This is a genomic window from Endozoicomonas sp. ALB115, assembly GCF_049310245.1.
Classification (GTDB): Bacteria; Pseudomonadota; Gammaproteobacteria; order Pseudomonadales; family Endozoicomonadaceae; genus Endozoicomonas.
In genome coordinates this window covers 184,508-196,424 of record NZ_JBLYZG010000002.1, presented here as the reverse complement: position 1 = coordinate 196,424, position 11,917 = coordinate 184,508, and the positions used below count along the sequence as shown (strand labels likewise).

Genomic DNA, 11,917 nt, shown 5'->3' with positions numbered 1-11,917 from the left:
TATCAAGAATTATCGCTGATTAGCCGAACTTAAGACTTTACATACCCTATCTGGTTTGTTATAAGTTTTGACCGAACAACAATACGCATACTTACTTATCGCTATGAATTCTTCACTGCTTGCCATGATTACCATGAAACCCGGCACCATTATGATGCTCCGGGGGGGTTATCGTGGATAGCTGAAAAGCAGAAACGAGCCCCCGCACCCTAACCGGTCCGGGGGCTTTTTTATGACCATTTGCCACTGACAGGAAATGACAGCGTGAACGAGTTGAACCTTCGACTGATCACCACCAGTGATCCCGGCAGCCTTGAACAAATTCTCCAGTGCAGCAGCGAGAACGGGTTACACCTGAAAAGTTTTGTTGCTGAGCTGAACAGCAAAAAAGATCAGTATGAAATCAAGATGTGCGTTTCCGGTTTTACCAGTCAGCATCAGATTGTTGGCAGGCTGGCTCAGCAGAAACACATCCGCGAGCTGAGCCCGATAAAATCCCGTGGGTTACTCTGAATGACACGAAGCTATTGGCCTCTGGCGACAGGATGCAGGGGGTCTGTTATCCATTCGCTCCATGAGCCGGGGTACAGTGTGGCACCCGACAAACCCGCAAGCTCCATGGCAAAAATATTGTGACAGGCGGTAACACCGGAGCCACAGTAGAAGACAGGCCGGGAGTCGTCGCCAACCAGTGCAGTAAATAGCTCCCGCAAGTGATCCGCTGAAAGAAAGCGGCCATCTTCATCCAGGTTTTTGGCGAATGGATGGCATACCGCCCCGGGAATGTGCCCAGCCTGCGAGTCCAGGGTTTCTTCTTCTCCACGGAATCGCTCATAAGCCCTGGCATCAATCAGTTTATAACTAAGGCTATCTTCAGTTTCTATCTGCGCCATAAGATCCTGCGCTGAAACCGTTGGCATATGTCCCGTGGTAAAATCAGCCTGAGTTTCTGCCACTTCAGACACATCGTTAGTCACAGGATAACGGCCCGCCTGCCAGGCTTTCATGCCGCCATGCAGAATCATAGCCTGAGAGATACCCGCCCAACGTAACAGCCACCAGGCCCTGGCGGCCATGGCATGACCGCCATCATCATAAACAACGACCTGAGAGTGCTTATCCATTCCCCAACGACGGAGTGTTGCCTGCCAGTCTGCCGACTCGGGCAGTGGATGCCTGCCAGTTTTACCGGGAATAATCAAACCGGAGAGATCTGCTTCAAGATCAGCATGGAGCGCTCCCGGAATATGTCCCTGGTGATACATCACCCGTCCCTGTTTCGGGTCGGCGAGACTGAATCGAGCATCCAGAACCAGCAGATGTTGGTCGTTCAACAGGGTAGCCAGCATCTCCGGCTCTATTAATAAAGGCATCACTTACCTCTGTCTGGCTGCTAACCGAGGCGGAGCCCAGTGCAGCTAACACACCACTATGAAACATTTATGAAGGTTTACTTTTCTTGCCACACAGTAAAAAAATGACAGTGGCTTTGCAACCAGTCCTGATAACCGTGGTTCGAAGGGAGGAATAGTTCGGAGGAAAGGGAAGTTAAGAAGAGAAATAAAACCCACCAGCAGAGCTGGCGGGGTCACATCCGTGTGACAAGTGCATCCATGCAAGGTTTACGTTATCAATACACTCGTGATGGCAATAGCAGTGATTACGCGAAAAAATGTGAGATATGTCTCACACTTTCATCATTTTCCGGTTGCAGGCTTGTCCACTACCTTGTCATCACGAAGCACTTTTTCCGAAAGCAGGTTGCTCAACTCTCCGTTATCCGGCGTTTTCAGGATGATTCGGGTTTCTTCGGAAGACTCGTCAAATTCGATGCCCGGAGAGAAAGCAGGCTCTCCCACCGGCGTGTCTATGACCTCCTGCTGTATCGGAATGACTTCCGTTACGGGCAATGGTTCAGGCTCATCCTTTTTAGCCAGCAAAAACCAGCCAGTCACACCCAGAGCCAGAAGAGCCGCCAGCACTACTGCAATTGTCTTGTTACTCATGCCCATCCTCACCCATAGCCGGAAAGCCTCCAAAACTTATTCAAGAGCGGAGACGAGCCCCGCTCCATCAAACTATCGCATTCGAACAACCCGAGTCGTGTTACCCTGCGTCAAAATCTTCACCGCATCACCCACCTGCATAGGCGCTTTTGAGTCAACCTCCTGAACCACTGAAATATATTTTCCACTATCAAGCCGAATGGTCATCTCAATACCCTGCTGTGTGGTCAGCTGTTTTTCAGCCCTGCTCCCCAGCACACCACCGGCAACTCCGCCCAGGATAGCGGCAATATCACTGCCTCTGCCACCGCCAACACTGGATCCTGCAATACCACCAATGGCCGCACCGGCTACAGTACCCACAGCACCTTCAGTGCCTTCCAGTGTTACATATTGCAGCTCGGAAACAGTGCCAAAACTGACCTGCTGGATTCTCCGGGCCTCACTGCTTGAATAGGTTGTCCCTGTGCTGTCCGTCATACACCCTGACAGCAGAGCGGCAAAAGTGAGGGGCAATATGGCCCAATAGCGTCTCAAATTCATGTCGTTAACTCCTTTTGGGAAAACAGGAAAGACCTTTCCTGTTAACCGACCCAGACCCGTGCGTTGCGGAACATTCTCATCAACGGTGCATCTTCACCCCAGTGCTCCGGGTGCCAGCTGTTTTGAACTGTACGGAATACCCGCTCAGGATGGGGCATCATAATGGTAACCCGACCATCGGCAGAGGTCAGGCCAGTAATTCCCTGCACCGAGCCGTTGGGGTTGTAGGGATAACGTGTGGTGGGCCTGCCCTGGTTATCCACAAACTGCAAAGACACCTGACCACTGTTCGCCAGCCGCTCCAGGTGAGACGGATCGGCAAACTCGGCATGCCCTTCCCCATGAGCGACAGCAATTGGCATACGGGCACCCTCCATCCCCCGGAAGAGGATTGAGTGGCTCTTCTGAACCTTAACCATCGCCACCCGGGCCTCAAACTGCTCAGACTGGTTGCGGACAAAGTGAGGCCAGTAGTCAGCACCGGGAATCAGGTCATGCAGATTGGAGAGCATCTGACAGCCGTTGCATACACCCAGGGCAAAACTGTCGCGACGATCGAAGAAGCGGGCAAACTGATCACGGGCCTGTTCATTAAAGAGAATCGACTTGGCCCAGCCTTCTCCGGCTCCCAGAACATCCCCATAAGAGAAGCCACCACAGGCCACCAGACCTGTAAATTCATCCAGAGTACGTCGACCGGACAGGATATCACTCATGTGCACATCAACTGTTTTGAAACCAGCCCGGTCAAAGGCCGCCGCCATTTCTACCTGACCATTGACACCCTGCTCCCGCAAAATGGCCATGGCTGGACGAACACCGGTGTTGATATAGGGAGCCGCCACATCCAGAGAGATATCGTAAGGCAGGGAGGCATGAAGCCCGTCATCATGATCATCCAGCAGGTTATCGAACTCCTGTCGTGCACACTCGGCATTGTCCCGCAGCGCCTGAATGCGATAACTGGTTTCTGCCCACCAGCGCTGGAACTTGATCCGGCTTTCACTGACCAGCTCGGCTCCATTGAACCGGAACGATACCCGCTGGCCAGCAGCCAGGGTACCGATGGTGTGAGAACAGGCAGCAAGACCATGCTGAGCCAGGATATCCTTAACAAGGCCTTTCTCGCGGTGGCGCACCTGGATAACCGCACCCAGCTCTTCATTAAACAGAGCTGGCAGAACCATGGACTTGTTGCCAGCCAGCTTATCCAGATCAACCGCAATACCGGTATGGCCAGCAAACGCCATCTCAATCAGGGTGGTAAACAGGCCACCGTCGGAGCGGTCGTGGTAGGCCAGCAGCAGGTCTTTATCCATCAGTTCCTGAATGGCATTAAAGAATCCTTTCAGATCTTCCGGAGAGTTAACATCCGGTGCCGAGTCACCTAACTGACCATAGACCTGGGCCAGTGCTGAACCACCCAGTCGGTTGTGATCACGGCCAAGGTCAATCAACAGCAGATCAGTATTACCCTGATCCGTCCTCAGTTGAGGCGTCACCGTCTTGCGAATATCCCGAACCGGGGCGAATGCCGAGATAACCAGCGACAGTGGTGAAGTGACACGCTTATCTTCCCCATTTTCCTGCCATTGGGTGCTCATGGACATGGAGTCTTTACCCACCGGAATAGCAATACCCAGTGCCGGGCAAAGCTCCATACCCACGGCCTTAACCGTATCAAACAGGTTTTCATCTTCACCGGGATGACCTGCTGCGGCCATCCAGTTGGCCGACAGTTTGATATCGCCGATTTTACCAATACGGGCAGCAGAGATATTGGTGATCGCCTCGCCAATCGCCATGCGCCCGGAAGCAGGAGCATTGATCAGGGCAAGCGGTGTGCGTTCCCCCATGGACATGGCTTCGCCGGTATAGCCCTGAAAAGCCGTTGCGGTCACCGCGCAGTCTGCCACAGGCACCTGCCAGGGGCCCACCATCTGGTCACGATTAACCAGACCGGTAATGGTTCGGTCGCCAATGGTGATCAGGAAGTTCTTGCTGGCAACGGATGGCAGTTTTAATACCCGCTCCATCGCTTCCAGCAGCTTGATGTCGGTCAGGTCCAGGGGATCACGCTCGAAGGACTGACGTTGAATCTCACGGTGCATCCTGGGTGGTTTACCCAGCAGCACATCCAGCGGCATATCCACCGGGTGATTATTGAAGTGGCTGTCATCCAGCAGCAGCCGCTGCTCTTGGGTCGCCTCACCTACCACGGCATAAGGGCAACGCTCCTGCTGACAGACCTCCTCGAAGCGGGGAAGGTCTTCTGCAGCCACCGCCATCACATAACGTTCCTGGGACTCATTACACCAGAGCGCCAGCGGCGACATGCCCGGTTCATCATTATGAATGGCACGCAACTGGAAGTGACCGCCCCGGCCACCATCACTGACGAGTTCAGGCAGTGCGTTGGAGAGACCACCGGCCCCCACATCGTGAATAAATGCGATGGGGTTCCTGTCCCCCTGCTGCCAGCAACGGTCGATCACCTCCTGGCATCGACGCTCCATTTCCGGGTTGTCTCGTTGCACACTGGCAAAGTCCAGGTCTTCCTGACCTTCACCCGATGTCATGGAAGAGGCCGCGCCACCACCCAGGCCAATCTGCATGGCAGGACCGCCCAGGACAATCAGCCTGGCACCCACCGGGATCTCCCCTTTTTCAACGTGTTCAGCTTTGATATTGCCAAGACCACCGGCCAGCATAATGGGCTTGTGATAGCCACGAACCTCATAGCCTGCAACGCCTTTGACGCTGGCCTCAAAGGTACGAAAATAGCCACACAGGTTTGGACGACCAAACTCATTATTAAAACCGGCACCGCCTAATGGGCCTTCGATCATGATTTCCAGCGGCGAGACAATGCGGCCTGGCTTGCCATAATCCTGTTCCCAGGGCTGTTGATAGCCTGGAATGTTCAGGTTAGATACGGTGAATCCGGTCAGACCGGCCTTGGGCCTGGATCCCTTACCGGTGGCACCTTCATCACGAATTTCACCACCAGAACCGGTGGCGGCTCCCGCCCAGGGTGCGATGGCCGTCGGGTGGTTGTGGGTTTCTACCTTCATGAGGATATGAATATCGTCCTCATTGAAACCATATTCACGGCTATCAGATTCCGGGTAAAACCGTTTTGCGTGGAAACCTTCAATAACCGAGGCGTTATCTTTATAAGCTGACAGCACCCCTTCACTGTGCAGGGCATGAGTATTTCGGATCATCTTGAACAGGGAAAGATCCTGCTCTTCACCATCAATACTCCAGGAAGCATTAAAAATTTTATGCCGACAGTGTTCCGAGTTTGCCTGGGCAAACATCATCAACTCAACATCCGTAGGATCCCGTTCGAGTTTTTGATAGCTCTCTATCAGATAGTTGATTTCATCCTCAGCCAGAGCCAGGCCCAGGGAAAGATTAGCCGCAGCCAGTGCCTCTCTGCCGCCTTCCAGAATGGACACAGTAGTCATCGGGGCTGGCTCGGCCACAACAAACAGTTTGGTAATTTCACCCTCATCACGGAAGACAGCCTGAGTCATCCGGTCATGGAGCAAATCTGCAATCCGTGTTTCCTGATCTTCTGATAAACGGGTATCCGCAAACACCAAAAACCGAACGCCTCGCTCGATTCGCTGGATCATACCGAGGCCACAATTGTGAGCAATATCGGATGCTTTACTGGACCAGGGGGAAATCGTGCCCGGACGGGGAACCACCAGAAATTCTGCCCTGGAAGAAAAGCTGTCAGGTTCTATCTGTTGAATCTTTGGGCCGTAAGTCAATAGTCTGGCCAGAATATCAGACTGCCTCTCACTCAGACCTTCCGCACAGGACGACTGGATTTTCACATAATGCTGGAATTCAGCAACAACACAGGAGATCTCTGGCACTCGGCTCTGCAGCTGAGCGAGCAGCTTTTGACGGCGAAACTGGGAAAGTGCAGGGGTGCCACGCAGTATCAGCATGTTCTGGTCTGTCCTCGGGCCAATTAACAGCTAGTGAGGAGCTACAGCCTGGATGAGCTAATAATAAACATCAGGAAGCCCGGATGAGTGGCCACTTCCTGATTGGATTACAGCCAGCCCTTATGCTTTAGCCTCTCAACTCAGGGGGATATTCAAAGGCTGCCTATAATAATCGAAACCAGCCTTCGGAAACCAGCAGTCACAGGCTATTTATCAACAAAAGGCTGCTTTCCCCGCTGTTCACGAATTTGCTGACGGCGAAAACGAAAAAACTCGCTGATCATCCCACTGCATTCATCTTGAAGGACACCTCCGGTAACCTCTACCCGGTGGTTCATCTGAGGCTGTTCAAGAACCCTTGCGGCACTGACAATGGCACCGGCCTTGGGTTCTGTTGCACCGTAGATCAGGCGACGAATCCGACTGTGGACAATCGCACCTGCACACATGGTGCAGGGCTCCAGCGTAACATAGAGATCACAATCCAGCAGACGGTAGTTGCCAATGGCTGCAGCCGCTGACTGAAGTACCAGAATTTCAGCATGAGCAACGGGATTACAGGATGAAATAGGTTGATTACACGCCCGGGCGATGATCTGACCCTCCTTAACCACGACAGCACCGACGGGCACCTCGCCCAGGGTACGGCCTTTATCAGCTTCCAGCAGGGCTTCTTTCATCCAAATGGTGTCATCAATCACAAACTATCTACCAAACCTGACAATCTTGAGCGATTTTGCATCATGAAGTAAAACGGCAGGCTTTTCATCCCTTGATTGGCGAATTTATTTCAGCTTTTTATGAAATGTGACAATCCGCCGATTAAATCTATGGAATTTTTTCCCATGGCGAATGTCTGAGCTATATATAGTGTCTAAGCTATAAATAGCCTATCAAAAATAAATTGCTCAATTATGAAAAATAAATCACTGGAGGGAAGGGCCTGATGTCTTTCAAGCAGAATGTAGAACAGCATCTACAACACTTTGCCCAGAGCATCGGCCTGGGAGAACTCAAATTAAACGAACACGATGCCTGCGGGTTGTGTTTTGACGACACCCTGATCGTGAACATGGAGTATCTGGAAGATGATGAGGCGCTGGTATTTGTTGCTTCTGTTCGACCCATGATTACCCATGACAGTCCGGAGAAAACCACACTGCTGGAAAAAATGTGTTCACTGAACCTCCAGCACCATAGTATGCAGGGTGCCTTTCTGGCCTTGAACCATGACAAAACTGAAGTACTGCTGATTCGCTCCCTGCAGGCTTCCTGCGATTACGGTTTATTCGAGTCCACCCTGGAAAAGTTCGTCAACACTCTGGAATGGTGTGTCAGTGAACTGGATGAGTCCAAGCAGGACCAGACTTCTTCAACATCCACCCCTCCCCGCCCCCAGAGTGGTCCCGGAGGAGCCCCCGGAGGCCCCGGCGATATGGGAATGATGGTGTAACTCCCAAAATACCCAATACCATGAAGGGCTTTCACAGCCCTTCTTTTATTTCGCTGCATTTATTTTACCAACACCATTTCAGCTCGAAATCATCAGGCCGAAAAGAAAAATAGCAGCCTGTAATGGATTCGGGAATCCTTTATCCGGTTTTTCAGCCACGTATTGAGTAGAGCAACTATACTCTGCCGCGTCTGGATAATAACTCCATGCTGTCAGGGCAGGTAATGCTGCATTTACCGAGCATGGAAAGCAGAAGGATCTCGATAGCAGCATATCCATAGCAAGAAAAATAATGGAGGCATCAAGTTGGCTCAAACTTTTAACTATCTCACCAATGCGCTGCAAAGCACCGTGGAAAGCGGCAGGCTGATTGATATTCGTGGCCGTGTTACTGAAGTTCAGGGCATGATCATCAAAGCGGCGGTGCCTGGTGTCAAAATCGGTGAGCTCTGTGAGCTGGTATCCCCCAATAACCCTGATGACAGCGACCGGAACTCATACGCCGAAGTGGTCGGTTTCCAGGGACATGAGACGGTACTATCCCCCCTGGGTGAAATTATGGGGATCTCCTCCACCACTGAAGTTATTCCAACCGGCAAAGTACACCACGTAGCCGTTGGCCCTCACCTGCTGGGGCATGTGCTGGACGGTATGGGCAACCCATTAAACCCTGACGCATTTGATGGCATTGAGCCTGAAGCTCATTACCCGGTTTATACCGATGCCCCCGACCCCATGACCCGAAGAATTATTGACCACCCCATTCCCCTGGGCGTTAAAGCCATTGATGGCGTTCTAACCTGTGGTGAAGGGCAGAGAATGGGGATCTTTGCAGCGGCCGGTGGTGGTAAGAGTACCCTGTTGTCCATGCTGGTCAAGGGAGCGGAAGTGGATGTCACCGTACTGGCCCTGATCGGTGAACGGGGGCGGGAGCTGCGGGAGTTTATCGAGCACGACCTTGGCCCGGAGGGGGTTAAGAAATCGGTTATTATTGTGGCGACCTCCGACAAGTCCTCCATGGAGCGTTCCAAAGCCGCTTACACTGCAACAGCCGTTGCTGAGTTTTTTCGTGATAAAGGCAAACGGGTTCTTCTGCTTATGGACTCTGTCACCCGTTTTGCCCGTGCCCAGCGTGAGATCGGACTGGCCGCCGGAGAACCACCGACCCGTCGGGGTTTCCCGCCTTCGGTATTTGCCACCCTTCCCAAGCTGATGGAGCGCACCGGGATGTCAGATGTAGGCTCTATTACGGCACTCTATACCGTGCTGGTTGAAGGGGATGACATGACCGAGCCGGTAGCGGATGAAACACGCTCGATTCTTGATGGTCATATCATTCTCTCCCGAAAGCTGGCCGCATCCGGGCACTACCCGGCCATTGATGTGCTGGCCAGTGCCAGCCGTGTGATGAATGCCATTACTACCGAAGACCACCGGGCGGCGGTCAGTCGGGCAAGAGCCCTGATGTCCAAATATGAAGATATTGAATTACTGGTAAAAGTCGGGGAATACAAACAGGGGGCTGACCCACTGGCCGACGAGGCGATTCAGAAAATTGAAACCATCCGCTCTTTTCTCAAGCAGAGAACGGATGAACTGATGCCCCTCGACCAGACAATTGCCCAACTACAGCAAATCGTAGGTTACTGAGAAGATGCTGCATGATCTGCTGAAGGTTAAAAATATACGGGAGGAATCGGCTGAACGGGAGGTGAAGCGCTGTCAGCATGAGCTGGATCTCGCCCATCAGGAGGTCGAACAACGCAAGCAGGAAGTGGCACAACGTCAAAAGGATCTGGAAGAGTATGTTGTATGGCGCAGTCAAGAAGAACAGCGGCTATACGATAACATTATGAACACAAGTGTTCAGCAGCATGATCTGGATCTGTTGAAGCAGAAAGTTGCCATGTTACGGGAGAAAGATGCCTCCCTGGAACAGGCCATTGCCGATGCAGAAAAACGGGTGGTAGAAGCACAACAACAGGTAGTCAAAGCGGAGCAGGTCCTGGAAGAAGCGAGACAGGCTCACTTTAAAGCCAAGATGGCTGTGGAGAAGTTTGAGGAGTTCTGCAAGGTACAGGATGAAGAGGCTGAGAAAGAAGCCAAACGTCTTGAAGATCTGGAAATGGAAGAATTTACCGTCAAATCCAAGGAATAGGAGTTAACCATCATGTCAACACACGGCGTGAATCAAACCAACACTCAGCCAACTCCACCCCCGCAACAGAATGATGCTAACCAGCAAAGTCGCAATGTATCCGATAAGCAGGCTAACGACTTTGCGGATCGCATGGCAAAAGAAAAGCGTGGCAAAGAGAAAAAAACGGGTGGCGATAAGGAGCAAAGCCTGGAAAGTCTGGAAAGCCTGCTGGCCGAGCGGAACAAAAACTCTAAGAATGCCATCAGGGGACGCCAGGAAAAAGGTTCTCGCGAAGGTTCTCAGGAAGAGAAAAACAATGAGAATATGTTCAAGAATACCCGCGAAGACGCCTCTGAGCAGGTCATGGTCAATAACGCCCAGAACCCAATTAAAGCCGATACCCAGCTTCAGACCCAGATTCGTGAGATCCAGCAGGCCAGCAGCGTGAAAGAAGTTGAAGCTGCACTTCAGAAGATGGCCGATCAAATACAGGTGTCTGCCAAGGATGCGGTGAATGGGGCAGAGGTTCGCATTTCCCTGAAAGACAATGTGCTGCCGGGTACCGAGATCAGAATCCAGAGACACGGTGGCGAGTTGACAGTCACCATGAACACCACATCAGCAGAAGCCGGAAATTTTCTGGCCCAGCATGAAGCCAACCTGCAGAAAATGCTGGCTGAGCGATTCTCCAACGACAAGGTTCAGGTAAATATCAATATGTCAGGCGGCGATAACCAGGACAGTGATGGTCGCTCCCGTAACCAGTATGCGGCAGAAGATGATAACGACCAGAACTCTTCCAGAAACGACCGGGCATAGGTTGAACCATGGCAGCAGAAACTCTTGATCTACCCTCTGTCTCACCGTCGCAGCTGCTGCTTGGCCAAATCCTCAGCAACCGCCAGACAGAGCTTGCACTGCCGGTTAATGAGGACAGGTGGGACATATCCCTGGGCAGTATTGCCCCGGAAACCATGCCTGCTATCTGCATGCAGCTGGAAATCAATCACCAGCCCGTTTCTCTGTACACCGGCAGTGCCTTCATTGACCTGATCATGCCGGACAATCTGAACAGCAAGATACTGCTGAAACTGCCAAAAGACTTGATGCTGGCCGCTCTGGGAAACAGGCTGCAAACCCTGCTGGAGCATCTGATGCAGGGGCTTGGTATTGCCATCCAGTTTACTGACCTGGCACCGAATAAAGATAAATCAAAGCGTGCAGAACTGGCGATGAATATCCGGATAGGCGGTACGCAGTACCCCATTTACCTGGAAAGCACGCCCATTGTTTTTGAGTTGCTCAAACTGCTGCCCACTCATATCCGGGAGCAATCCACCGATATACCTATCTGGGCAGGTCTTGAACTTGGACGGGCAAAACTGTCTAAAGAGGAAACCAGCGCCCTGGGTGTCGGTGACATTGTATTTTTTAATTACCACGTCACCGGGCAGCAGCTGATTATCAGAGTGAACCCGGATACGGCTTTCATCGGGGAAGCAGAGGGTTCTCACATCACCATCAAGCACAGGATGGACTCAATGGAAGACGATCAAATGCATCATGAACAGGAGCCTATCGACCTGTCAGATATTGAGATTGACCTGGTATTCGAAGTGGGGCGACAGCAGTTCACCGCACAGGAAGTCCAGTCTCTTCAGCCTGGCCATGTGTTTGAGCTGGATCGTCCCATCGAACAACCGGTTAAGGTTCGTGCCGGCGGCAAATTGATTGCCGAGTGCCAGCTGGTACAAATAAATAATCGACTGGGTGCACGTATTACCAGAATTGTCGACTGACTGACTAC

General features: G+C 52.1%; 11 protein-coding genes. 6 read left to right on the top strand and 5 right to left on the bottom strand.

Annotated features, from left to right (window positions below; all coding sequences use genetic code 11):
- Nucleotides 1-264 precede the first annotated feature (264 nt).
- Nucleotides 265-513 carry a hypothetical protein gene (locus ACO6VE_RS01845; protein ID WP_209275299.1) on the top strand — a complete coding sequence of 83 codons (249 nt, stop codon included), beginning with the start codon at nucleotides 265-267 and terminating at the stop codon, nucleotides 511-513.
- Between the two features lie 11 nt (nucleotides 514-524).
- Here the strand turns inward: ACO6VE_RS01845 and ACO6VE_RS01840 are convergent, their stop codons facing one another.
- From ACO6VE_RS01840 to tadA, 5 genes are all read right to left on the bottom strand, one after another.
- Nucleotides 525-1,373, bottom strand: coding sequence for a sulfurtransferase (locus tag ACO6VE_RS01840; protein WP_422459414.1), 849 nt, complete (start codon nucleotides 1,371-1,373; stop codon nucleotides 525-527).
- Nucleotides 1,374-1,697: 324 nt separating this feature from the next.
- Nucleotides 1,698-2,006: a hypothetical protein gene (locus ACO6VE_RS01835; RefSeq protein ID WP_422459412.1), complete on the bottom strand. Its 309-nt coding sequence runs from the start codon at nucleotides 2,004-2,006 to the stop codon at nucleotides 1,698-1,700.
- A gap of 72 nt (nucleotides 2,007-2,078) precedes the next feature.
- Nucleotides 2,079-2,549 (bottom strand): glycine zipper 2TM domain-containing protein, encoded by a 471-nt coding sequence (locus ACO6VE_RS01830; protein WP_422449150.1) that lies wholly within the window; start codon nucleotides 2,547-2,549, stop codon nucleotides 2,079-2,081.
- Nucleotides 2,550-2,590: 41 nt separating this feature from the next.
- Nucleotides 2,591-6,517: a phosphoribosylformylglycinamidine synthase gene (gene purL, locus ACO6VE_RS01825; RefSeq protein ID WP_422459410.1), complete on the bottom strand. Its 3,927-nt coding sequence runs from the start codon at nucleotides 6,515-6,517 to the stop codon at nucleotides 2,591-2,593.
- A gap of 206 nt (nucleotides 6,518-6,723) precedes the next feature.
- Entirely contained in the window at nucleotides 6,724-7,218 is a 495-nt protein-coding gene (tadA, locus tag ACO6VE_RS01820; protein ID WP_422449154.1) for a tRNA adenosine(34) deaminase TadA, read from the bottom strand.
- 245 nt (nucleotides 7,219-7,463) lie between these two features.
- Here tadA and ACO6VE_RS01815 point away from each other — a divergent pair, with 245 nt between their 5' ends.
- From ACO6VE_RS01815 to sctQ, 5 genes are all read left to right on the top strand, one after another.
- Nucleotides 7,464-7,970, top strand: coding sequence for a type III secretion system chaperone (locus tag ACO6VE_RS01815; protein ID WP_101748737.1), 507 nt, complete (start codon nucleotides 7,464-7,466; stop codon nucleotides 7,968-7,970).
- 306 nt (nucleotides 7,971-8,276) lie between these two features.
- Complete coding sequence (sctN, locus tag ACO6VE_RS01810; protein ID WP_422449158.1) at nucleotides 8,277-9,620, top strand: type III secretion system ATPase SctN; 1,344 nt, start codon at nucleotides 8,277-8,279, stop codon at nucleotides 9,618-9,620.
- Nucleotides 9,621-9,624: 4 nt separating this feature from the next.
- Nucleotides 9,625-10,128 (top strand): type III secretion system stalk subunit SctO, encoded by a 504-nt coding sequence (gene sctO / locus ACO6VE_RS01805; protein WP_422449160.1) that lies wholly within the window; start codon nucleotides 9,625-9,627, stop codon nucleotides 10,126-10,128.
- Between the two features lie 12 nt (nucleotides 10,129-10,140).
- Nucleotides 10,141-10,929, top strand: coding sequence for a type III secretion HpaP family protein (locus tag ACO6VE_RS01800; protein ID WP_422449162.1), 789 nt, complete (start codon nucleotides 10,141-10,143; stop codon nucleotides 10,927-10,929).
- An 8-nt stretch (nucleotides 10,930-10,937) separates the two neighbouring features.
- A complete protein-coding gene (gene sctQ, locus ACO6VE_RS01795; RefSeq protein ID WP_422449164.1) occupies nucleotides 10,938-11,909 on the top strand; it encodes a type III secretion system cytoplasmic ring protein SctQ in 972 nt (323 codons plus the stop codon).
- Nucleotides 11,910-11,917: the final 8 nt, after the last annotated feature.